This is a genomic window from Mesorhizobium sp. B1-1-1 (genome assembly GCF_006442955.1).
Classification (GTDB): Bacteria; Pseudomonadota; Alphaproteobacteria; order Rhizobiales; family Rhizobiaceae; genus Mesorhizobium.
In genome coordinates, this window is record NZ_VFWW01000001.1 from 38665 (window position 1) to 62306 (window position 23642).

Annotated in this window: 22 protein-coding genes; 16 read left to right on the forward strand and 6 right to left on the reverse strand. The window is 63.8% G+C overall.

The window, feature by feature from the left end; all coding sequences use genetic code 11:
• Positions 1-721 precede the first annotated feature (721 nt).
• The 5 genes from FJ986_RS00200 to FJ986_RS00220 all read right to left on the reverse strand — a co-directional run bounded on the left by FJ986_RS00200 (position 722) and on the right by FJ986_RS00220 (position 6910).
• On the reverse strand, positions 722-1291 hold the full coding sequence (locus tag FJ986_RS00200; protein WP_140629392.1) for a DUF1254 domain-containing protein: 570 nt from the start codon (positions 1289-1291) through the stop codon (positions 722-724).
• Positions 1284-1868 (reverse strand): DUF1214 domain-containing protein, encoded by a 585-nt coding sequence (locus FJ986_RS00205; protein WP_140673089.1) that lies wholly within the window; start codon positions 1866-1868, stop codon positions 1284-1286. Before FJ986_RS00205 ends, FJ986_RS00200 begins: the two co-directional genes overlap by 8 nt.
• A 133-nt stretch (positions 1869-2001) precedes the next feature.
• A complete protein-coding gene (locus FJ986_RS00210; protein WP_140494725.1) occupies positions 2002-4155 on the reverse strand; it encodes a penicillin-binding protein 1A in 2154 nt (717 codons plus the stop codon).
• Positions 4156-4359: 204 nt separating this feature from the next.
• The gene (locus FJ986_RS00215) at positions 4360-5292 is read right to left on the reverse strand and encodes a dimethylarginine dimethylaminohydrolase family protein (protein WP_140673091.1); all 933 of its coding nucleotides are present in this window, start codon (positions 5290-5292) and stop codon (positions 4360-4362) included.
• Between the two features lie 28 nt (positions 5293-5320).
• Entirely contained in the window at positions 5321-6910 is a 1590-nt protein-coding gene (locus FJ986_RS00220; protein WP_181181837.1) for an amidohydrolase, read from the reverse strand.
• Between the two features lie 75 nt (positions 6911-6985).
• Here FJ986_RS00220 and FJ986_RS00225 point away from each other — a divergent pair, with 75 nt between their 5' ends.
• From FJ986_RS00225 to FJ986_RS00245, 5 genes are all read left to right on the forward strand, one after another.
• On the forward strand, positions 6986-7882 hold the full coding sequence (locus FJ986_RS00225) for a LysR substrate-binding domain-containing protein (RefSeq protein ID WP_140553936.1): 897 nt from the start codon (positions 6986-6988) through the stop codon (positions 7880-7882).
• A gap of 156 nt (positions 7883-8038) precedes the next feature.
• Positions 8039-9133, forward strand: a complete 1095-nt coding sequence (locus tag FJ986_RS00230) for an ABC transporter ATP-binding protein (protein ID WP_140494713.1) — start codon at positions 8039-8041, stop codon at positions 9131-9133.
• A 69-nt stretch (positions 9134-9202) separates the two neighbouring features.
• Positions 9203-10315 (forward strand): ABC transporter substrate-binding protein, encoded by a 1113-nt coding sequence (locus FJ986_RS00235; RefSeq protein WP_140494711.1) that lies wholly within the window; start codon positions 9203-9205, stop codon positions 10313-10315.
• 16 nt (positions 10316-10331) lie between these two features.
• Positions 10332-11165, forward strand: a complete 834-nt coding sequence (locus tag FJ986_RS00240) for an ABC transporter permease (RefSeq protein ID WP_140517968.1) — start codon at positions 10332-10334, stop codon at positions 11163-11165.
• Positions 11166-11168: 3 nt separating this feature from the next.
• Positions 11169-11975: an ABC transporter permease gene (locus tag FJ986_RS00245; RefSeq protein ID WP_140517969.1), complete on the forward strand. Its 807-nt coding sequence runs from the start codon at positions 11169-11171 to the stop codon at positions 11973-11975.
• Between the two features lie 45 nt (positions 11976-12020).
• On the opposite strand, the gene FJ986_RS00250 is transcribed toward FJ986_RS00245, so the two are convergent.
• On the reverse strand, positions 12021-12809 hold the full coding sequence (locus tag FJ986_RS00250; RefSeq protein WP_140517970.1) for a fumarylacetoacetate hydrolase family protein: 789 nt from the start codon (positions 12807-12809) through the stop codon (positions 12021-12023).
• A 256-nt stretch (positions 12810-13065) separates the two neighbouring features.
• On the opposite strand from FJ986_RS00250, the gene FJ986_RS00255 reads away from it, so the two are divergent.
• The 11 genes from FJ986_RS00255 (at position 13066) to FJ986_RS00305 (ending at position 23639) form a co-directional block, all read left to right on the forward strand.
• On the forward strand, positions 13066-13473 hold the full coding sequence (locus FJ986_RS00255) for a DUF3168 domain-containing protein (protein ID WP_140494704.1): 408 nt from the start codon (positions 13066-13068) through the stop codon (positions 13471-13473).
• Between the two features lie 173 nt (positions 13474-13646).
• Positions 13647-13937: a hypothetical protein gene (locus FJ986_RS00260; RefSeq protein ID WP_140494702.1), complete on the forward strand. Its 291-nt coding sequence runs from the start codon at positions 13647-13649 to the stop codon at positions 13935-13937.
• 72 nt (positions 13938-14009) lie between these two features.
• Positions 14010-14675, forward strand: a complete 666-nt coding sequence (locus FJ986_RS00265) for a response regulator transcription factor (protein ID WP_140494700.1) — start codon at positions 14010-14012, stop codon at positions 14673-14675.
• 28 nt (positions 14676-14703) lie between these two features.
• Complete coding sequence (locus FJ986_RS00270) at positions 14704-16092, forward strand: ATP-binding protein (RefSeq protein ID WP_281406974.1); 1389 nt, start codon at positions 14704-14706, stop codon at positions 16090-16092.
• A 187-nt stretch (positions 16093-16279) separates the two neighbouring features.
• Positions 16280-16717, forward strand: coding sequence for a hypothetical protein (locus FJ986_RS00275; protein WP_140517972.1), 438 nt, complete (start codon positions 16280-16282; stop codon positions 16715-16717).
• A 127-nt stretch (positions 16718-16844) separates the two neighbouring features.
• Entirely contained in the window at positions 16845-17999 is a 1155-nt protein-coding gene (ccmI, locus tag FJ986_RS00280) for a c-type cytochrome biogenesis protein CcmI (RefSeq protein ID WP_140673097.1), read from the forward strand.
• A 14-nt stretch (positions 18000-18013) separates the two neighbouring features.
• Positions 18014-18457: a cytochrome c maturation protein CcmE gene (gene ccmE, locus FJ986_RS00285; protein WP_140494692.1), complete on the forward strand. Its 444-nt coding sequence runs from the start codon at positions 18014-18016 to the stop codon at positions 18455-18457.
• A 29-nt stretch (positions 18458-18486) separates the two neighbouring features.
• Positions 18487-20478 (forward strand): heme lyase CcmF/NrfE family subunit, encoded by a 1992-nt coding sequence (locus tag FJ986_RS00290; protein WP_140494690.1) that lies wholly within the window; start codon positions 18487-18489, stop codon positions 20476-20478.
• Entirely contained in the window at positions 20475-20942 is a 468-nt protein-coding gene (locus FJ986_RS00295) for a cytochrome c-type biogenesis protein (protein WP_140494688.1), read from the forward strand. Before FJ986_RS00290 ends, FJ986_RS00295 begins: the two co-directional genes overlap by 4 nt.
• A 135-nt stretch (positions 20943-21077) precedes the next feature.
• Positions 21078-22622 carry a Do family serine endopeptidase gene (locus FJ986_RS00300; protein ID WP_140494686.1) on the forward strand — a complete coding sequence of 515 codons (1545 nt, stop codon included), beginning with the start codon at positions 21078-21080 and terminating at the stop codon, positions 22620-22622.
• A 342-nt stretch (positions 22623-22964) separates the two neighbouring features.
• On the forward strand, positions 22965-23639 hold the full coding sequence (locus FJ986_RS00305; protein ID WP_181165141.1) for a response regulator transcription factor: 675 nt from the start codon (positions 22965-22967) through the stop codon (positions 23637-23639).
• The last annotated feature ends 3 nt before the right edge of the window (positions 23640-23642 follow it).

Below are 23642 nucleotides of genomic sequence, written 5' to 3' on the forward strand. Positions count from 1 at the left end.
TTATCGTCACCGCGACGGTGTTTGATGTGCGCCTTGATACCAGGCTTCACCCATATCGTTGCCGGTCGCCTTTCGCCCGTCGGGGCTGGAGCCTCACTCGATGACTACTGCACTGTGCACCGGATATCAGCAGGGACCCAACGCGACGAAATTGCCGAACGGGTGATGGCCCTGTTCCAAGGGGTCACGGGCCTCCCGGACCTTGCAGCCGGTCTGGAACCTTTGGCGGAAAAACTTCCCCGCAGAGCCTAAAAGCAAAACGGTCTGGTTGATACAGAGACCGACCAGACCGGGCGCGGGCGTTTTAGGTTTCGGGCAAAACGTTTAGGCACTGCCAGCGAATTTAGCTGAAAAATCAACCCATTATTTTAACGCTCCGTTAACCCTCTGCCGGCCTTAATGATATTTGGAGGCGTTGCGTTGTGCTCCGGGGCAACCGAGAGGAATACGCGAACCATGGGCATGGTACTGTCTTTCGTGCCGAGAACGGCACCGACCAATCGAGCAAAGCAAACCACCGAAATACCGGCGGCGGTGATCATCTTTCCCGGTATCCGCTATGAGCGGTCCGCCGCGGGGGAAGCGCGGCCTGCCGGCCCTGACAAGCCGGGATCGCCACGCACGCCAGTGCCGCACCACTGAACGTTCTTGAGGCCGAGGCGGGAATCATCCCTGCGGCACCGCCCTTGATTGTTGTGATGCTGACTGTCCGGGCCGCCGTCTAAAAGTCCTGCAGCTCGCACGAACTCTGCTCCAGAAAGCGCGACACGATCGACTTCCAGCTGTCGTCCGGCACGAAGCTGCGGATGACGAATATGCCCTCGTCGATCGGCGCTTCGACGAAGATCGCTCCCTGAAGCTCCTCGGGAAGGTCCCTGCGTATGTCGATCATCTGCGCCGGCGTCAGCACCACGGCATCCAGCTTGCTCCCGGTCGCCGTGTGGTCGTTGAATGAATAGATGTTGTGGCCGTTGCGGTCATAGACCGACACCGACCAGAAGGGCACATTGCCCGGCGCCCTGATCCTCACCATTCCCTCATCGAGGTCGAACCGGCAAGCCGTCGCATAAAACAGCGGGTCGACCGATTTCACCACCGGCGCGCCGCCCGCCTCGGCATCGAGCCGGGTCATCCGGTAGAGATCCGACGCCATCGACAGCCGTGACCAGGCATCGCGTTCCGAGAATTCAGGCACCAGAAGCAGCACGACGATATGCACGATGCCGGCGCCGACGAGGCCGAGCAGGACGGCATGTAGAAGTCTGCGCGTCGCGGCATAGACACTACGCATCGCAGCTGACCTTGGTGATCTTGGGCAGCGACACATCCGACAGGCCGGTGCTGCTGGCGATCGGCGTGTCGTAGAATGTCAAGACGAAATACATCCTGCCGGAACCGTCGGTCAGCAGCCAATTGCCGGGCATCGGGTGATGGCCGACGGAAATGAGCACCGAATTGTCGGATCGGCGCAGCACGCCATAGGATTGAAGCGCGGCAAGCCGCGATTTGCCGGTCTCGACCACGCCGAGCGATTGGTCGGCGGCATAGAGGGTCCAGAATCGGGCGGTCGGAAATCCGCCTTCGATCGTGTAGGTACATTCGCGCCTGAGCTCTCCGCCAGCTGCGTCGTCCTCGGCGACAAAGGACAGCCCTTCGGCGCGGCCAAGCGCGAGCACGCCCTCGCGCGCCACGCGGGCCTTGGAATAGGGGTCGGCTGCGGGTGTACCGATGTCGGGAAAGGCGGTCCACTGGCCGATCCTGATCGCCCCGACGCCGTCCTGCATTTTCAGCGCATACCAGACGCTGGCGCCGCCGCCGCCGATGGCTATGGCAAGCGAAAGCAGCGTCAGGAAGGCGTTCTTGAGCATGAAAGGCCGGGCGCATGAAGAATTGCCGCTCGGGGATATCGCGGCGCGGGGTCGTGTGGCAAGCCGCAGGACGCGGATTCGCAAGGTGTGGCTTTTCCATCTTCCCGAAGACAGAAGGGAAGAGGCGCCGCGATCACAGCGCCGACAGCGTTTCGGGCGGAGCAGATGCACCGAGCCTGCGCGCCGTTTCGAACAGGTGGGTCATGTCCCTGAGCGTCTGTGTCGTCCGGCTGGACAGCACCGGCGGCCGTTCGGCGGCGGCATCGGCCGCTGCCTGTTCCTCGCTCTTCTTCTGCGCTTCCGCGGCCTTGGCCGCGATCTCCTCGTCGACGAAGGGCTTGTCGATGCCGGGGATAGGCTTGAGGTCGATGTTCTGATGCGCATAGACCATGAGCCGCTGCCACACCATCGCCGGCAGCGAGCCGCCTGTCATGTTCTTGGTCGGCGTGAAATCGTCGTTGCCCAGCCAGACGGCCGCCGTGTAGTTGCCGGTGAAGCCGACGAACCAGGCATCGCGGTAGGATTGCGTCGTGCCGGTCTTGCCGGCGACGACGATGTTGGGGATCTGCGCGCGCCTGGCGGTACCCATCGCCGGTACCGCGACAAGCATGGTGTTCATCGATTTCAGCGCCTGCTCGGACAGCACGCGATGCGGCGGCGGCGCATCCTTGGCGAAATCGTAGACCACCTCGCCGGTGCGGGTGACGAGCTGCGTGATCCCATGCCTGGAGCCGACAAAGCCGTTCTGCGCGAACACGCTGTAGCCCGTCGCCTGGTCCATCACTGTCATGCCCGAGGTGCCGAGCACCATGGTCTTGTGCGCTTCGAGCGGCGATTCCACGCCGAACGATTCCGCCATCGCCTTGATCGGCCCGATACCGAGATAATCCTTGGCAAGCCGCACGGGCACGGTATTGATCGACTTGGCCATGGCCACGATCAGCGGGACCTTGCCCGCCGACTCGCCACCGTAATTGTGCGGCGACCAGTTGCCCCAGCTGATCGGCCCGCCTGATACGATCGAATTCGGCGTAAAGCCGTGCTCCATCGCCGTTGCATAGACGTAGGGCTTAAAGGAGGAGCCGGTCTGGCGCAGTGCCTTGGTGGCGCGGTTGAACTGGCTGGCGCCATAGTCGCGGCCGCCGACGATCGCGCGCACCGCGCCGTTGGTCTCGATGACCACCACGGCGCCTTCGGTGACGTTGTACTCCTTGCCGAACTGGCGCAGGTGGAACTCCACCGACTCTTCTGCCGCCTTCTGGATGTTGGCGTCGAAGGTGGTGTGCGCCACCAGCGAGTGCTGCCCGGGCTTGGCGATCTTCTTGACCTCGTCGAAGGCCCAGTCGAGGAAATAATCGGGGCTCTTCTGTTCGCCGCGGTCGACGACATCGGCCGGATGCAGCCTTGCCTGCAGCACCTGGCCCTCGGTCATGAAGCCGGAATCGACGAGATTGGACAGCACCACATTGGCGCGCGCGCGCGCCGCCGGCAGGTTGATGTGCGGCGCGTATTTGGTCGGCGCCTTGAACAGGCCTGCAAGCATCGCCGCCTCGGCGAGATTGAGGTCCTTGACGCTCTTGCCGAAATAGAAGTCCGCCGCCGCCTCGATGCCGAACGTGCCGCCGCCCATATAGGCGCGGTCGAGATAGAGCTGCAAGATTTCCTTCTTCGACAGATTGGCTTCGAGCCACAGCGACAGGAAGGCTTCCTTGATCTTGCGCTCGAAGGTGCGCTCATTGGTCAGGAACAGGTTCTTGGCCAGCTGCTGCGTGATGCTGGAGCCGCCCTGGACGACCGAGTTTGCCCGCACATTTTCGAAGATTGCGCGCGACAGGCCGAGAACGTCGATGCCGTAATGGTCGAAGAAGCGCCGGTCCTCGGTGGCAAGCACCGCCTTGATGACGTGGTCCGGCATTTCGTCGACCGGCACGGAATCGCGCTGGATGATGCCGCGCTGGCCGATCTCGTCGCCATAACGGTCGAGGAAGGTAACGGCGAAGTCGCCCTGGGCGCGCCAGTCGCCGGCCGTGTCCTGGAAGGCGGGAATAGCCAGCGCCAGCATGACGACGATGCCGCCGGCGCCAAGCGTGAAACCTTCGCTCAAAAGCTCGACGATGCCACGGCGCCAGCCGTTGACGCGGAAACGCCGGGAGAAAATCGTCGCGCCCTCCCAGAACTGGCGCGCCTTGAACCCGATCTCGTAGAGAGAAGAATCGATCCATGCGTCGAGCGCCAGCAGCCGGGCGGCGATCGCACCTCTTCTCTTGCGTGGTTCAGGACTGACCATTCAAAAACCCGGACGGCTATGGCGCGGCCTGAAAACCAAGCGGGCAGTTTCAGGGCGACGCCGCCCTGACTATTCATCCATTTGCGGACGCCCACAAGGGTGGCGAGGACACACCTGCAGGGTTTGTTGATGGGGGCGGTACAAACCGCCATTCACCCGCCTGACGCTGATCAGGCGGGTGAAGATGGGGTTGCCGTTCCGGGCTCAGGCCGCCTCGCGCTTCAACGCCTGCGCCATGCAGTGGATGCCGCCGCCGGTCTTGGAGATCTCGCTCATGTCGACGGCCGCCACTTCGAAGCCGCGCGCCTTGAGTTGACCGATCAGCGACTGGCTGGATGTCGGCGCGATCACCCTGTCCTTGCCCAGCGACATGAAGTTGCAGCCGAGCGCCATCGTGTCCTGGAACGGCACGTCGATGATCTCGTGCCCTTTGCCCCTCAGCCAGTCGACGATCCCCGGCTCGGCGCAGGCGAGGCAGACGGCGGTGAGCTTTTCCGCGATCGGCACCACCATCAGGTCGATATGGACATAGTACTCGTCGATGAAGGCGATTCGTGTTTCCCAACCCTCTTTTTCGAACCAGGCCTGCACCTGCCGGGCGCCTTCTTCCTGCGTGCGGGCGCCGCCGCAGCCGATCAGCACCACGCCGTCCTCGATGACGTTGAAATCGCCGCCCTCGAAGGTGCCCGCGGTGACCATGTCATAGATCGGGATGCCGAGTTTTTCATAGGTGCGGATGGCGGCGTAATTCTCGCCGCGCCGCCACCAATTGGCCATGGCGGTGATGATGGCGCCGTAGGGCGTCATTACGCTGGAATCGCGGGAGTAGACCTGCATCGGCAGCTCCGGCGTCGGCTCGTGCCAGTGGATGTTGACGCCGAAATGCTCGTAGGCCGCGACCAGATCCTTGTGTTGTGCCTGCGCGATCTGGATGTTGCAGGGCGCCTCGCGCAGGTGCTTGCGCGACAGGGAGCTGGTCGAGAGATGGCGCAGGAAATTGGGCGAGCCGAGCAGCACGTCGGTCAAGACGTCGGTCTCGTTGGCGAAACCCCATGATGTCAGCGGCTTGGTGCCGCCGGCTGGGTTGCGGCGCTGCAGCGAAAACGGCTCGGCGATGATGCGGTCATGAACGGTCATGCGGTTCTCCTCGTATGGGCGTTTGCGGTCATTGCTTGCTTGGTATCCACCAGTCGCGGCCGCGCGGCGTGGTGACATATTCCGGCCAGCGGAAGTTGATGGGCGGATCGTAGTCGCAGAGCGGCGCGATCCAGGTCGAACCGCCAATGCCGCCGCCGGTTCGGGTGACGAACTCGTCCATCGCCATGTCGCGCGCGGCCTTGTCTTCCAGCAGGCGAAGGGCGGATAGCGCGACGGTCTTCGCCGCGCAGATGACCATCGGGTCGATGGTCGCCGGGATGCCACCCAGCGCGTTCATCGCCCAGGCTGGAAAAACATGACCGTTTGCCGAACGCAGGGCAGGGCGGGCGACATAGAAACGCGCCGTCGGCGCGTGCCAGCTCATATCGGTGTAGTCGTCCGAGGTCGAGTTCACCTGCGACGGCGGCAGGTCGCGGCGCAGGATCGCCTCTGCCTCCTGTGGTGCAATCAGCCGCTCCAGCTCGTCGATGAAGGGGTTTTCGCTCGCCACCCCACCGACATTGACCTGGATCTCGCGGGCGATCTTCTTCGCCGCCTCGTCCCAGCGGGGCGGGCCGACGCTCGCCAACGCCTCATAGGCGATCCCGGCCATGGCATGATTGGCCAGCCCCGGCCGCGACTTCGAAACCCAGTGCCGTTCGTAGCGGCAGCCGCTGATCGCGGCGGCGGCCGAGGCGTTTCGGTCGAGCACGGCGGTGACCTGCTCGGCCATGGCGATGGTCGGAACACGGATCATGTACTGGATCTCGGCAAGGCCTGCCGGCAGATTGTCGGCGGTGGCCTGGCCCGCCGTCAGGATCGCCTCGCTGATCGACCAGCCGCCCTGGTGCGGCAGCATGGAATCGCGCAGCGCCTTGGAGGCCATGTACATCGTCATCAGCGCGTCGTTGGCGCCGGGCGCGCGAACCGCCGAATGTGCCTGCGGGATCGGGGCGCCGTCGCCGGCGGCGCGTGCCCAATTCTCGGGCTCATCGCAGATGAAGCGATAGATCATCGCGTAGGCAGCGCCGCAATGGGTGTCCCAGCGCGCAGTGTTGCAGAGCGGCAGCATGTAGAAGGGATGGAATGAGATCATGCCGGCAAGGCCGTCATAATAGCCTTTGGCTGCATGGATCGGTTTCGAGCCGCGCACCTTCTCCGCCGGCTCGCCGGTGAAGCGCAGCGTGCCTGCAATGCCGTGGCGCTGCATGGCGGCCTTTGTGGCGAGCAGACCGCCCAGGCTGGCCATGCCCAGGCCCGAGTGCGGATCGGTATGGCCGCCGGCTTCGGAGCCGAGCCCTGGGCGGGGCCGCTTCACCGTGGCAGCGTCCTGGCAGTTGCCGGGCACGGCGTCATATTCGGCATACATGCCGATGGTCGGACCGTCCCCATTGGTCCAGTGGGCGCAGAAGGCCGTCGGCATGCCGGCGGAGCCTTCCTCGACCGAAAACCCCTCGCGCTTCAGCGAATCGACGTACCAGTCTGCCGACTGGTACTCGCGCCAGGCGGTCTCGCCGAAGTCGAAGATGGTGCGCGTCCAGGCCGACAGCAGCGGCTGGATGCCGTCGAGGCAGGCAAGAGCGGTTTCTTGCGCCGATGTCGTCACCGGTTTCTCCATGCGCCAAAGAAAGCAGTGAAGCGGCTCGCCAAAAAGTGATATGTTTTCCCGGTTCGTGCAAATTCGGTTCACCTCTTGAGAATTCCATCGACGCAGGCGCTGCGCGCCCTCGACAGTTTCGCCCGTCATGGCAGCGTCTGGCGCGCCGCTGACGAATTGCACCTCACCCGCAGCGCGGTCAGCCATCAATTGCGCTTGCTCGAACGCGACCTCGGCTTCGATCTGCTGGAGCGCATCGGCAAGGGCGTGGCGCTGACGCCGCGCGGCCAGCGCTATGCCGCGGACGTGCGCAAGGCGCTGACCGTGCTCGGCGACGCGGTGGCGCAAAACGCCGGCACCGGGGTCGGCGGCTCCTTCGCAGTCTCATGCACACCAGGCTTTGCCTCGCTGTTCTTGTGCACCCATATCGGCGAGTTCCGGCAGATGTATCCGGACGTGGCGCTGAGCATACTGACGCCCCGGCGGCTCGACGACGTCAGCAATCCGGACGCCGACGCCTTCATTGCCTTTGGCGTCGGCAACTGGCCGAACCGCGTGGTGGAACTGCTGTGCGAAATCTCGTTCACGCCGCTCTGCAGCCCGACGCTACTCAACAAAGTGGGCGGCTTTTCCAAGCCGGCCGACGTCCTGCGCGCCAACCTGCTGCATCTTGGCGATACGGAGGACTGGGCGCGCTGGCTGGCGCTGGCCAAGGTCGAGAACCCCGACACCGAGGGCGGCATCTTCTTTTCCGACATGAACCTCGTTTTCTCGGCGGCGATTGCCGGCCAGGGCATCGCCATGGGGGACGAGCTGACCAGCCGTCGGGCGCTGAGTGAAGGCCGGCTGGTCAAGCCGTTCGAGACCTCGATCCCGTCGCCGCGTTCCTATTTCCTGGTTTCCGAGCACGCCAAGGCGGGTCACCCTGTGCTGGAGGCGTTTGGGGGATGGTTGAGATCGAAGCTATCGGAAAACAGGCTGCGGACATATTGAGATCAGCCGATCTCCCTACGAGGGGTGAAATCGGCGGCTCCAGCGTCGCCGGTATTCACCATAGATGAATCAAATTTGCCGATCCGGCGAAAACTATTCGGTTGCGGTGAGCCTTCGCGCTGCCTACGATTTCCCAGCCACCAAGGAAGAGGCAGGATGCAGCAACCCGGCCGGGCCGCAGAGATCAAGGCGAACGGGATCGGCAAGAGCTTCGGCTCGTTCCGTGCGCTGGACAATCTGACGCTCAATATCGGCCGCGGCGAGTTTTTGACGCTGCTTGGCCCCTCCGGCTCCGGCAAAACCACCTTCCTGATGATCCTGGCCGGCTTCCTGCAGCCCAGCGAGGGCCGCCTGTTCAGCGACGGCGTCGATATTACCGACCGGCCGGCCGAGCAGCGCGCCGCCGGCATGGTGTTCCAGGGCTATGCGCTCTTCCCGCATATGAGCGTCGAGCAAAACATCGCCTTTCCCCTCAAGGTGCGCAAGAAATCTGCCGCCGAAATCAAGCGTAGCGTCGGCGAGATGATAGAGCGCGTCGGTCTGCTCGGCCACGAGAAGAAGCTGCCGGCGCAGCTTTCCGGCGGCCAGCAACAACGCGTGGCGCTGGCCCGCGCGCTGGTGTTCGAGCCGGGCGTGCTTTTGCTCGACGAGCCGTTCTCGGCGCTGGACAAGAGCCTGCGCGGCCAGATGCAGGCCGAGATGAAGCGCCTGCACCAGGAGACCGGCACCACCTTCGTCTTCGTCACCCACGACCAGAGCGAGGCGCTGGCGCTGTCCTCGCGTGTCGCCATCTTCAACCATGGCAAATTGTTGCAGGTCGGAGCGCCTGACGAGGTCTATGACCGGCCCGCCAACCGCTTCGTCGCCGAGTTCCTGGGCGAGATCAATATGCTGCCGCTGAAGGGCGTGCGCGTCGCCGACCATGGCGCGACCGCGCTCTGCGAAGACCGGGCAATCAAGCTGCGCGGCAACGCCGAAGCAGTGGATGGCAATGCCATCCTGGCGATCCGGCCAGAACATATGTCGATAGCGCGCGAGGCGGCGGCAGGCGAGAACGGCATAGCTGCCACCGCGATCGGATCGACCTATCTGGGCGCGGCGACCAAACTCGACCTTACGACACGCCAAGGTGCGAAGGTGACCGTCTCTGTGCCGAACGAGGTCGCGGCCGCGGCACTCAGCAAAGGCAATTCCGTCTGGCTGACCTGGCCGGCGGAAAAGGGTTTCCTCCTTCCGGACGGAGGGCAATGAGCACCGGCGCGGCCTGAATTCGCCGCACCGGATTCCGGATTCGATCAACGAAAACAAAGGGGAACTAACATGAACGATACCAAGAAACAGGCCATCGAAACGCTCTCCGAAAGGACAAGGCGCGGTGAGATCTCGCGCCGGCAATTCACGCAACTTGCAGGCCTCGTGCTTGCCGGCACGCCGCTGCTGCTGCGCTCGACCAAGTCCTTCGCCGCCGCGAAGGAACTGGTGCTGGTCAACTGGGGCGGCGACGCCATCACGGCTTACGACGCCGCCTATGGCCAGGCTTTCACCAAGGACACCGGCATCACCGTCAAGATGGATGGCTCCGGCCCGACCGAAGGGGCCATCGCGGCACAATTTAAAAGCGGTGCGCCGACCTGGGATCTTGTCGACGTCGACCCGTTCTCGGCCATCACGCTTGGCGCGCAAGGCATGCTCGAGCCGATCGACTACACAATAGTCGACAAGAAGAAGATGCGGCCGGGCTTCGGCTGGGATTACGCCGCCTCGACCTATTTCTTCTCCTATGTGATCGCCTACGATTCGCAGAAATACGGCAGCAATGCCCCGACCGGCATGGCCGATTTCTTCGACGTGAAGAAATTCCCCGGCAAGCGCTCCCTCTACAAATGGGGCGTGTCGAGCTGGGAGGCGGCTCTTCTCGCCGACGGCATCGCGCCGGCGTCGCTCTATCCGCTCGACCTCAAGCGCGCGCATGACAAGATCGCCGCGTTCAAGGAGAACGTCGTCGCCTATTGGGGCGGCGGCGCGGAAAGCCAGAGCGTGTTGCTCAACGGCGAAGCCTCGATGGCGATCGTCTGGTCGACGCGAGCCTCGCTGATCGAGCAGGATTCGGGCGGTCAGATCAAGTTCATCTGGGACCAGGGCCTGATTTCGCCCGGCGCACTGGCCGTGTTGAAGAACAACCCCGGCGGCAAGGACGCGGCGATGAAGTTCATCGCCAGCGCGCAGGACCCTGCAAAGCAGCTTGTCATGTTCGACAAGCTCGGTCAGGGCCCGGCCAACCCGGCTGCCGACGCTCTGGTTCCCGCCGACAAGAAGCGCATCAACCCGGTCGATCCCGAGAACATGAAGAAGCAGATCCCGCTCGACATGGACTGGTACGCCAAGAATTACGGGGCGGCGCTGGACGAATATACCAAGATCATCTCCGCCTGACCGGCGCTGGGCTGACATGAGAGGCGTTCTCTCGGATAGGATGGGCGCGGCGCTGCTGATGGCGCCGCTGCTCCTGTTCCTTGGCCTCGCCTATGCCTGGCCGTTCCTCGGCGTGGTGAAGTGGAGCTTCACGCTGCCGACGCCGGGGCTTGGCCAGTACGGCGCGCTGATAACCGACCCGCTGGTACAGTCGGTGTTCGTCCGCACGCTGCGCATCGCGGCGATCGTCACCGTTGTATCGGTTGCCGCTGCCTACGCCATCACCGTGGTCTGGGTGCGCGGCAGCCCGGCGCAGCGGGTGCTGGCCGAATTCTGCATCCTGGTGCCGTTCTGGATATCGGTGCTGACGCGCGCCTTCGGCTGGGTGGCGCTTCTCTCCAACCGCGGCCTGATCAACACCTGGCTGCAGTCGATCGGCTTCATTGGCGAACCGCTGACGCTGGTGCGCAACGAATTCGGCGTCATCGTCGGCATGACGCACTTCCTCATTCCTTTCGCCGTCTTTCCGCTGGCGTCTTCCATGCGCAGCCTCGACGAGCGTGTGCTGCTCGCCGCGCGCGGGCTGGGTTCCAGCCGCATGCGCACCTTCTGGACGGTGTTCGTGCCGATGACGCGCTCCGGCATCATCGGCTCCGCGCTGATCGTCTTCGTCTTCTCGCTCGGCTTCTTCGTCACGCCGGCGATCCTTGGCGGTGGCCGCAGCGTCATGATCGCCGAACTGATCTATCTCCGCATCTTCCAGAGCCCGGACTGGGGGCTGGGTGCTGCCATCAGCGTGGTGCTGGTGTTGTTCGTCGGCATCCTGATGGCGCTGCTTTTCCGCTACGTCAGACCGAAGCAATTGGTGTAGCCTATGCCGACCTATCGCCCCGGTCCCGTCTCGCTTGCCCTCGCCGTCCTGGTGGCGCTGTTCCTGCTCCTGCCGCTGCTGGCCGTGATCCCGGTGTCGCTGACGCCGAGCCGCATGCTGGCGATGCCGACCGGCGAATTGTCGCTGCGCCACTACCGCTCGCTAATCGAGGATCCGCGCTGGCTCCAGTCCATCCTGCTCTCGATCAGGATCGGCATCGTCAGCAGTGTCATCTCGACGGTGCTGGCACTGTGCTTCAGCCTTGGCGTGTGGATGTTCCAGCCGCGCTTCACCGCGGCTCTGGTCGGCTTCGTGCTGTTGCCAATGGTGGTGCCGCCGGTGGTCTCGGCGGTGACGCTCTATTTCCTGCTCACCTCGATCTCCGGCGTCAGTTCCTTTTTCGGCTACGACACGTGGCTGGGTGTGGCCATGGCGCATTCGGTGATGACGGTGCCCTTCGCCACGGTGCTGATCCTGGTCTCCCTCAGCCAGCTTGACCGCCGTATCGACCTCGCAGCGCGTGGCCTTGGCGCCAGCGTTTGGGAGCGCGCCACGCGCATCATCATGCCCAACATCAAATTCGGCATCGTCACCGCGGCACTGCTGTCCTTCGTGCTCTCCTGGGAGGAAATCGGCGTCACGCTGTTCATCACCTCGGTCAACGCCATCACGCTGCCCAGGTTGATGTGGATGGGTCTGCGCGACAATATCGACCCGGCGATCGCGGCACTTTCAGTGATCCTGATCGTCATCACCGTGCTGGTGCTTGCAGTGCGCAGCGTTGTGGTGCGGCTGCGTGGAGGACAATGACCGGGGGCCTGTCTGCCTCAGGGGATTGTCACAGGGGTAAAACTGCTAGCAGAAGCGCACCGAGACCCGGCCGAACCTGCCCAAATCGCCGATGACTTCGTCGCCGGCCTCGACATTTATCGGCGTCACGCAGGTGCCGGTTATCACCACTTGCCCCGGCTGGAGCGTTATGCCCAGCCCCGACAGTTCGTTGACGATCCAGGTCAGCGCAACACGCGGATCGCCCAACACGGCTGCTCCTGATCCGATATGCTGCGACTTTCCAGAGACAGAAGCGGCCACCGGGTGCTTCGCGAAATCTACGTCACGCCAATCGTCTTCCGCCGCCTCGCCGATGACGAACAGATTGGCACAAGCATTGTCGGCGATGAGCTGCGGCGCGCCGACAGCGCAGAAATCGTCATAGCGGGAGTCCGGTATTTCGATCGCCGGATGCAAACTCGCCACGGCGTCCACTACATCACCGATTTCATAAGGCGCCGGGCGAGGCGGCAACTGACGGCCGAACCGGAAGGCGAATTCGATCTCGGCGACACGCATCTTGCTTGTCGCCAGGGAAACGGAGCCACCGACCTCGACCGCCTTCTCGGCGAGGAGGCGCCCGGCCATCGGGCCGTCGACGTTGATATGCCGCTGGCCGGCCAGGCTGGTTGCCGCGATCTTCCAGCCGAAGAGCGGAGCCACTGAGCGATCCATGACGTGCGACTGGATGGCGTAGCCTTCGGCCCGCGTCTTCGGCCGCAATTCCTCGGGTATGGCGTCGAGGCGGGTGCCCTTGTCCCAATGGCCTACCAGGAGGCGCGACGCGGCCCTGGCCTTTTCTGGATCGAGCATGATCAGCTCCTGAAATTAGGAAATGCGGCGCTGCCGGGCGTTGCTGATGCTTGCGGTTCGCAAAGGGTACCCGCTATTCATCGTCGCTGACGAGATTGGCGGGAAGTCGTATTTTCGATATCATCGACATTCATCATCGTGACAACGAATCGGCAATCGTGTTCGTTCGGTAAATGGCTATATATGGCAAAGCGTCTGGAGTGCGGAAGAGCTTCTGGCGAGCAGGGTCGATAGCGCACCGGGTGAGGGAGAAACGATGACGGCGCCCGGCGATTTGCAACAGGCACTGTTTCTGAGGCTAAAAAGCGATCCGTCCCTGTCGGCTCTGCTGGGCGGCGCCGGACTGCGCGAACAACCAACCGACAACGTCGCCTTTCCCTACGTGACATGCGGCCAGACCTGCGCCTTTGACTGGGATACCGGCGCCGAGAACCGCGACGATCAACTTATTACGCTGCATGTCTGGTCGAAGGCCCATGGGGAAGCCGAAACGCGGGCTATCATGGATGCCATCGAGGCGCGCCTTGCCGACGCGGTGCTGGAGGTCGGTGCTCGCGGCCAGACACGCCTGTCGCTCGAATTCAGCGAGGCGCGGTATGACGAGGAACTGCTTGTCCATCACGGCCTGCTGCGTTTTCGGGCACTGACCCAGGAAAACGCCTGACGCGCGCTTTCAATATGAACGAAACGGAGTCTAGACTGGAACTTCATGGGTTTCATCGGGTTGGGCGGTGAAATCTCAATTTGTTTGTCTCGCATTGCAGGGGTGGCGAGCATGGTTTCAGCGGCGATCACCGTTCATTTCACGTTCAGCGCCGATGCGTTACAACGCTGGCCATGAGAACGCTTCGCTCCCATTTCCGAACCGCGACCCTGGCGCTCTGCGCCGGGCTGCTTGCGGTGCCGGCAAGCGTTGCGCCGGCAGCCGCGCAGGATGAATCGATTGTCGTGGCGGCGGCCGACTGCTACGCGATCGGCCAGCAGGTGGCCGAGCAGAATGGCGGGACGCTTGCCAAGGCCTCGCAGTCGACGCGAGGCGGGCAGCCGGTCTGCGTCATCGTCGTGCTCGTTCCGGGCAAGAACGGGCAGCGTCCGCGCCGCTCCGAGATCGTCGTCCCGCAGAACTGACCCCCGTCGTTTCCCAGGCCGGCGGAATCGGCCTATAGCTGAAGCAATCGGTCAACAGGCAGTGGTCTTCGCATGCGCGTACTGGTCGTCGAGGATGACAAGGATCTCAACCGGCAGATATCGGATGCGCTGGTCGACGCCGGCTATGTCGTCGACCGGGCATATGACGGCGAGGAGGGCCATTTTCTCGGTGACACCGAGCCCTACGACGCGGTCGTGCTCGACATCGGCCTGCCGCAGATGGACGGCATCAGCGTGGTCGAGCGCTGGCGGCGCGGCGGCCGCAAGATGCCGGTGCTGATCCTGACCGCCCGCGACCGCTGGAGCGACAAGGTCTCCGGCATCGACGCCGGCGCGGACGACTATGTCACCAAGCCGTTCCACATCGAGGAGGTCCTGGCGCGGGTCAGGGCGCTGATCCGCCGCGCCGCCGGCCACGCCTCATCCGAACTGACCTGCGGGCCGCTACGCCTCGACACCAAGGCCTCGAAGGCCGATGTCGCCGGCGTGCCGTTGAAGCTGACATCGCATGAGTTCCGCCTGCTTGCCTACCTGATGCATCACATGGGCGAGGTCGTCTCGCGGACCGAACTGGTAGAGCATCTCTACGACCAGGATTTCGACCGCGATTCCAACACGATCGAGGTGTTTGTCGGACGGCTCCGTAAGAAAATGGGCATCGACATGATCGAAACCGTGCGCGGCATGGGTTATCGCATGCGTGAGCCGGAGGCGTAAGGCGGAACCGCTCCCTACCAACCCAACCGTGAGCAAGCGGCTCTCACTGCGCTTGTGGCCGCGCTCGCTGACGTTCCGCGTCATCGCCTTTTCCACGGTCTGGGCGATCCTGACCCTCATCGTCATTTTCACCCTCATTACCACGCTCTACCGCCAGGCCAGCGAGCGCGGTTTCGACAGCCTGCTTTCTGCGCATCTGTTCAACCTGATCGGCTCCATCGGCATTTCCGACACCGGCGCGCTCGCCGGCGCTCCGGATCTCGGCGACCTCCGCTTCTCGGAACCGAATTCGGGCTGGTACTGGTCCGTCGAACCCGCTTCGGAAGGCGTGCACGGCAATCTCCACTCATCGTCGATGACCAGGACGATCCCGTCGCCCGATGTGGCGGACGTTCCCTTCAACGCCAATTTCCAGCGCAGCTACGCGGCGCAAGGCATCGATGGCGAGGAGTTGGTCGTGTTCGAGAGCGAATTCGTTCTCGATGCCAAGAACCGCGCCGCCCGCTTTCGCGTCATGGGCAACAAGACCGAACTGGAACAGGAGATCGCCACCTTCCAGCGCCGCCTCCTGACCTACCTTTCCCTGTTCGGCGTCGGCATGATCGCCATCAACGCCATCGCCATCCTGCTCGGCCTGCAACCGCTGCGAAGGGTCAGGAACGCGCTCGCCATGGTGCGCGAAGGCACCGCGCAAAGACTTGACGGCCAGTTTCCAGCCGAGATTGAACCGCTTGCCAACGAAACCAATGCCTTGATCGAGAACAACCGGCGTATCGTCGAGCGCTCGCGGACTCAGGTCGGCAATCTCGCCCATTCCCTGAAGACACCGCTGGCGGTGCTGCTCAACGAGGGGCGGGCGCTTGGTGGCGCCAAGGGGCAACTGATCGCCGAACAGGCCGCTTCCATGCAGAAGCAGGTCGATCACTATCTCCAGCGCGCCCGCGTCGCGGCGCAGCGCGACAGCGTCGTCTATCGCACGCCGATAGCGCCGTTGGTGCAGCGCATGGTCAGGGTCTTGCAGAAGCTCAATCCGCAGACCAACCTGTCGTTGTCGCTGCCGCCGATCGAGATCGTCTTTGCCGGCGAGCGCGAGGACCTCGAGGAGTTGCTCGGCAATCTGCTCGAAAACGCGATGAAATGGGCGAAGAGCGCGGTTTCGATTTCCGTCGTTCCCGTGGGTGACAAGGACGACAACATGTTCGAGATCGCCATCGAAGACGACGGACCGGGCATACCCGAGGAAAAAGCGCGCGAAGCGTTGAAACGCGGACGACGCCTGGACGAGACCAAGCCGGGCACGGGTCTCGGCTTGGCCATTGTCGCCGACCTCGTCAACGAGTATGGAGGCATACTGCTGCTCGAACGGTCCGGCATGGGCGGATTGAAGGCGGTAGTGCGATTGCGGAGCCTTCAGTGATGCCTTTCCCCGGCCGATCGACATTGACGGGCTGGGCATGTTATGGCGGCGCACCGATTGGCTCCGTAGCGGGCCCAACGGCCAAATTTCCGACAAATATCAACATTATAGGCTCGCCGACTTCTCCGATGACGCGGCCCCCGGCTCATCCATGACAGGCTCCAGCTCAAGAAAACCGGTTGTTGGCATGAAGATTCGCGTCGCGCTTGTTTCCGCATTGATGGCCGTTTCTGGCTGCACCACCTTGGGCGGCAAGGCTCCCACCATCGCTGCGACGCCGGCCTCGACGCCATCCGGCGGCGGCAAAGTCGCCACGACGATTATCTCTGCGATGGGCGGCGGCCTCATTGGCGGGTCGATCGGCAGCGGGCTTAGCGACGCCGAAAAGCGCAGCGCGCTCGAGGCTGAATACAAGGCGCTCGAATACACCACGAGCGGCCAGAAGGTGACGTGGAAGGGCACCCAGGCGTCCCGTTATGGCGAAGTGGTTCCGGCTCAGCCCTACCGCGTCGGCTCACAGGACTGCCGCCAGTACACGCAGACCGTCTTTACCGGCGGGGCAGGGGTCACGGCGCGTGGAACGGCTTGCCGCAACGCCGATGGCAGTTGGACGCCGCTCACCTGACAGGCTAGCCGGTCCATTTCGGACCCGGCCGGTTGATGTCGATGAAGGATATGCGGCGCGCCCGCCGTCAAAGCGTCGCAGTATGCTTGTGTTGGCAGGGCAAGGCTCTGCCGTTATTGGAAGAACCATGCTGTTCTGGGTCATAGCCGCAATCCTAACGCTGGGCGCCAGCCTGGCGGTGCTGCTGCCGCTGGCCGGTGGCGCCAGGAGCGCGTCTTCGAGCGGCGAGCACGATCTGGAAGTTTATCGCGACCAACTGTCCGAACTCGACCGCGATGCCGCCCGTGGCCTGATCAAGCCTGCCGAAGCCGATGAGGCGCGCGCCGAGATCGCCCGGCGCATCCTTCGCCTCGACAATGCGGACCAGGCCGGCAGCGCATCCGTCGGACGTACATGCGTCGCGACGCGGCTTGTCGCCACCGCGGCCGTGCTGGCGGTGCCGCTGGTCAGTTGGGGCCTCTACATCAACATAGGCTCGCCCGATCTGCCCTCGCAGCCGCTCAGCGAGCGCCTGGCCAAGAATCCGGCCGACAGCTCGGTCGACGAACTTGTGGGTCGCGCCGAAGCCCATCTTGCCGCCAATCCGTCCGACGGCAGGGGATGGGACGTGCTGGCGCCGGTCTATCTGCGCATGCAGCGCTTTTCCGACGCGGTCGCCGCCTATCGCAACGCCATTCGCCTCGACGGCGACAGCGCCGTTCGCCGGGCCGGTCTCGGCGAGGCGATTGCCAGCGCCGCCGGCGGCATCGTTTCGGCGGATGCCCAGGAGGCTTTCGAAGCGGCCCTGAAGCTTGACCCGGCCAATGCCAAGGCCAGCTTCTACCTTGCCATGGCCTTGGCCCAGGAGGGTCGCAGCAAGGAGGCGGCCGCGGCCTGGCAGGCGATGCTGGGCACGCTGCCGAAGGATTCGCCATGGCGCGGCGCGATCGAGCAGGCGCTGGCCAAGTCCGATAGTTCCGGCGCCGGCAATGCAGGCGTCGCTTCGAGCGAGCCGGCAAACGGACCGACCGCGGGCGATATCGATGCCGCTTCATCGATGTCGCCGCAGGACAGGGAAGCCATGATCAACACCATGGTCGCCGGGCTCGACGAGAAGCTGCGGCAGAATCCGCGCGACCCGGAAGGATGGATGCGGCTCGTTCGTTCATACATCGTGCTGGGCAAGGCCGACCAGGCGCGCGAGGCGTTGAGCCGAGCTATTGCCGTCTTTGGAGCCGACAGTGACGAAGCCAGGAAATTCACCGCTTTTGCCGCTTCGCTCGGCCTGACGGCGACGCAATAGGGCTGGACCGGACAATGACACGCAAACAGAAACGATTGTCGGTGATCGCGGGCGGCCTGGCCTTCCTCGGCGCCGCCACCGGCCTGACATTCTATGCGCTCGGCCAGAAGGCGTCCTATTTCTACATGCCCGCCGATCTGGCCACGGCGACGGTGCAGCCGGGCCAGCGCATCAGGCTGGGCGGCCTGGTGGAAAAAGGCACGATCCAGCGCGGGCAGGGGGCGACAGTGGCGTTTTCTGTGACCGACACCCATAAATCGGTCAAGGTCACCTATACAGGCATCCTGCCTGACCTATTTCGCGAGGAGCAGGGGGTCATCACCGAGGGCACGTTCGGCCCGGATGGCGTCTTTGTGGCCGACAGCGTTCTGGCCAAGCACGACGAGCGCTACATGCCCAAGGAAGTGGCCGATGGGCTGAAGGCCAAGGGCGTTTGGCAGGAGAGCAAGAGTGAATAGGCAGGCTCGATATAGCCGGGTTGGCGATCATGGTTGAGACCGGACATTTCGCGCTGGTCCTGGCCTTCGCGCTGGCGCTGGTGCAGACGGTGGTGCCGCTGTTTGGCGCCCGCACCAACAATCAGCGCCTGATGGCGGTCGGCGCTCCCGTCGCGATCACCGGCTTTGCCCTGACGGCGCTGTCCTTCGCCGCACTGGTCAGCGCCTATGCGAGCTCCGATTTCTCGGTCGCCAGCGTCTGGGAAAATTCCCATTCGCTGCAGCCGATGATCTATAAGATCACTGGAACCTGGGGCAATCACGAAGGCTCGATGCTGCTCTGGGTGTTGATCCTGACCTTCTTCGGTGCGCTGGTCGCCGCCTTCGGCTCCAACCTGCCGGCGACGCTACGCGCCAACGTGCTTGCCGTGCAGGGTGCGATCGGCGCGACATTCTTCCTGTTTATCCTGGCAACGTCCAATCCCTTCGCCAGGCTTTCGCCGGCGCCCATCGAAGGGCGCGATCTCAATCCCATTTTGCAGGATCTCGGCCTCGCAGTGCACCCGCCACTGCTCTATCTCGGCTATGTCGGCTTCTCGATCTGTTTCTCGTTCTCGGTAGCCGCGCTCATCGACGGACGCATCGATGCGTCCTGGGCGCGATGGGTACGGCCGTGGACCCTGGTGGCCTGGATGTTCCTGACCGGCGGCATCGCCATGGGCTCGTATTGGGCTTATTACGAGCTCGGCTGGGGCGGCTTCTGGTTCTGGGATCCGGTCGAGAACGCCTCCTTCATGCCGTGGCTGGCGGGCACCGCGCTGCTCCATTCGGCCATCGTCATGGAAAAGCGTTCGGCGCTGAAGATCTGGACGCTGCTGCTCGCCATCCTGACCTTTTCACTGTCGTTGCTCGGCACCTTCCTGGTGCGTTCGGGCGTCCTGACCTCGGTGCATGCCTTCGCCACCGATCCGACGCGCGGCATCTTCATCCTGTGCATACTGACGCTGTTCATCGGTGGATCATTGACGCTGTTTGCACTGCGGGCCTCGAGGCTGACGGCCGGCGGCCTCTTTCATCCGGTTTCGCGCGAAGGCGCGCTGGTGCTGAACAATTTGTTCCTGACCACGGCCACCGCCACCGTGCTCGTCGGTACGCTCTATCCGTTGGCCGTCGAGGCCCTTTCGGCCGACAAGATTTCGGTCGGCGCGCCGTTCTTCGACCTCACCTTCGGACCGCTCATGGTGCCGTTGCTGGCCATGGTTCCGTTCGGGCCGCTGCTGGCCTGGAAGCGCGGCGACGTCTTCGCCGTCGCGCAGCGCCTGATGGCAGCTTTCGCGGCGGCGCTTCTGGCAACGCTGGTCACCGCCCTGTTCATCAACGGCGCTTCGGTATTCGCAGCCCTTGGCGTGGGTCTTGCCGTCTGGCTGATCCTCGGCGCTCTCACCGACCTCGCCGTCAAGGCGGGGTTCGGCAATGTGGCTGCGAGGGTCATGGTCAGGCGCCTGCTCGGCCTGCCGCGCTCGGTCTTCGGCACAGCGCTTGCCCACCTCGGTCTTGGCCTGACCACGCTTGGCATCGTCGGCACGCTTTGCTTCGGCACCGAGAAGATACTGTCGATGCATGCCGGGCAAACCGTCGAATTGTCCGGCCACACTCTGCGTTTCGTCGGGCTCCATCCGGCGCAGGGACCGAATTACAGCGAGGATCGCGGTCGCTTCCAACTGATCGGCGTCGGCGGCAGTCCGGTTGGCGAAATCAGCTCGGCCAAGCGCTTCTATCCGGTACGCCAGACGACGACGACGGAATCAGGCATCAGGACGATGGGCCTTTCGCAGCTTTACATTTCGCTCGGCGACGAGGGCAATGACGGATCGGTCGTGGTGCGCCTGTGGTGGAAACCGCTGGTGACGCTGATCTGGGGCGGCGGCCTGGTCATGATGGTTGGTGCGGCCATGTCGCTGATGGACAGGCGCCTGCGCGTCGGCGCACCCTCGCGCCGCCGCAAGCAGGCCGGCGCCATGAGCCCCGCGGGCCTGCCATGAAGGCGAAGTTGTCCATCGCGTCGCTCGTGATGGTGCTGGCGCTGTCCTTTGCCGGCACGGCGCTGGCGGTGAAGCCCGACGAGATGCTTGCCGATCCGACGCTGGAAGCGAGGGCGCGAGCGCTGTCGGAAGGGCTGCGCTGCATGGTCTGCCAGAACCAGTCGATCGACGAATCCGATGCCGATCTTGCCCGTGACCTGCGCGTTCTGGTGCGCCAGCGCCTGGTCGCTGGCGATACCGACAAGCAGGTGATGGACTATGTGGTTTCGCGCTACGGCGAGTTCGTGCTGCTGAAGCCGCGCTTCGACCTGCGCAACGCTCTGCTTTGGGGCACGCCGGTGATCCTGCTTTTGGCCGGTGGCCTGTTCGTCGTGCTCAGCGCGAGATCGCGCCGGACACTGGCGACAAAATCCCTCTCCGCCGACGAGCGGGCGGCACTGGAGGCGATCCTGCGCCGCGATTGAGTGCAGGCGGCGATCGTTCGCCAACATTACCAAAGTTTCATGCGTCGGAAATGGCGTCGTAATGTACGCCGCTCTAATTCTCTTCCTCAGGATGCCGACAAGGCGCGTCCCTTCGAAAAGAGGATACGAGACCCCATGAATATTGCCCCCAATTCATATTCCCGCACCCGCAAGCGTCTCCTGGCTGCCGTCGCTTCCGTCGCCGTTGCCGGCGCGATCGGCGTTGGCGCGTTGACCAGCGGAACCAGCCCCGTTCTGGCCGATGCCGTGCGCGTCGAGGCGCCGCAGGTCCCCAGCTTCGCCGATGTCGTCGAGCGCGTTTCGCCCGCCGTTGTCAGCGTCAAGGTCAAGGCCAAGGTCCAGCCCACCGCCGATGACGGCTCCGACGACCAGGACGGTTTCGACAATTTGCCCAACAATCCGCAGCTGCGCCGCTTTTTCAAGGAATTCCGCGGCTTTGGCGATCAGGGCGGCCAGAACGACGATGGCCACCGCCGGTTCGGGCATCGTGACCGCGGTAATGGCGAGCCGCGCCCGGTGGCTCAAGGGTCGGGCTTCTTCATCTCCGAGGATGGCTATCTCGTCACCAACAACCATGTCGTCGAAGAGGGCACCGCCTTCACCGTGGTGACCAATGACGGCAAGGAACTCGACGCCAAGCTGGTCGGTACCGACCCGCGCACCGACCTCGCGGTGCTCAAGGTCGAGGGTGGCGGCAAATTTACCTATGTCGACTTCGCCGACGACTCCAAGGTTCGGGTCGGCGATTGGGTCGTGGCCGTCGGCAACCCCTTCGGTCTCGGCGGCACCGTCACCGCCGGCATTGTCTCGGCGCGGGGCCGTGACATCGGCGCCGGTCCCTATGATGATTTCATCCAGATCGACGCCTCGGTCAACCGCGGCAATTCTGGCGGCCCGACCTTCAACCTCAGCGGTCAGGTGGTCGGCATCAACACCGCTATCTTCTCGCCTTCCGGCGGCAGCGTCGGCATCGCCTTCGACATTCCTGCCTCGACCGCCAAGCAGGTCGTCGAGGATCTGATGAAGAGCGGTGCCGTGCAGCGCGGCTGGCTCGGCGTCGAGATCCAGCCGGTCACATCAGACATCGCCGAATCGCTCGGCCTGAAGTCCAACAACGGCGCACTGGTATCCAGCGCACAGGACGACGGCCCCGGCAAGAAGAGCGGCATCACCGCCGGTGACGTGATCACCCAGGTCGACGGCAAGGATGTTGCTTCGCCGAAGGAGCTCGCCCGCCTGATTGGCGCCTATTCGCCGGGCAAGTCGGTTGACGTCACGGTCTGGCGCGACGGCAAGAGCCAGAGCGTCAAGGTGGAGCTCGGCAAGCTGCCTTCAAGCGACAAGCAGGCCTCGGCCGACGACAAGCCTGCGGCTCCGGCTAAGGCCGATACGCTCGCCGATCTCGGTCTGACCGTCACCAAATCCGAGAACGGCAAGGGTTTGGTGGTGACCGATGTCGATCCCGACAGCGATGCCGCCGACCGTGGCATCCAGCCGGGCGACATCATCACCGCGGTCAATTCGATGGAAGTCAACGGCACCGACGACGTCACCAAGGCCATGGACGAAGCGGTGAAATCCGGGCGCAAGGCCGTCCTGATGCAGATTACCCGCGACGACAACAACCGCTTCGTGGCGCTGCCCGTCGCCAAGGGCTGACAACGACTTTTCCAGTGCGGCGGTTTCAAACACCCCCGAGCCGCCGCACGGGAAGTATGGAGCCGAGCACGTTAGTCAGTCATCGTGCTCCCCTCCGGCGGCAGCGGGCTTCCCATCGCCCGCTGCCGCACTCACCCCGCGGGCCATGCGCTCAGGCTGAGCGAACAAGCGGAGCGCTTTGGTGGCAACGGCATGCCGGCAGCATGCTGGGACAGTAACACCAGAGAACCAAGACTTTATCGCGCGCGGCCTGGATCATCTTGATCGCGATGCGCTTTGGCGAAGGCTAAAATGCAGATGCCGGCTACTCAATCTTCCAGCGAAATCGCGTATAACGGTCCTATGAAGATTCTCGTCATAGAAGACGATCGCGAGGCTGCGGATTATCTGCAGAAAGCCTTTACCGAGGCCGGGCACACCGCGCATGTCGCGGGTGACGGCGAGACCGGCTTCGCGCTCGCCGATGCCGGCGACTACGACGTGATGGTCATCGACCGGATGATGCCGCGCCGCGACGGCCTTTCGGTCATCGCCGGCCTGCGCTCCAGGGGGAACGCCACGCCGGTACTGATCCTGTCGGCGCTGGGCGAGGTCGACGATCGGGTCACCGGCCTACGCGCCGGCGGCGACGATTATCTGACCAAGCCCTATGCCTTTTCCGAGCTGCTCGCCCGCGTCGAGGTGCTGAACCGCCGGGCCAGCGCCAAGGAAGCCGAAACCGTCTACCGCGTCGGCGATCTCGAACTTGACCGGCTTTCGCATTCGGTCAGGCGCGCCGGACGCGAGATCACGCTGCAGCCACGCGAGTTCCGCCTGCTTGAATATCTGATGCGCCATGCCGGTCAGGTGGTGACGCGCACCATGCTGCTCGAAAATGTCTGGGATTATCATTTCGATCCGCAGACCAACGTCATCGACGTCCATGTCTCGCGACTGCGCGGCAAGATCGAAAAAGGCTTCGACAAGCCCATCCTGCATACGATTCGCGGCGCCGGTTACATGCTTAGGGCCGGTTAGGCG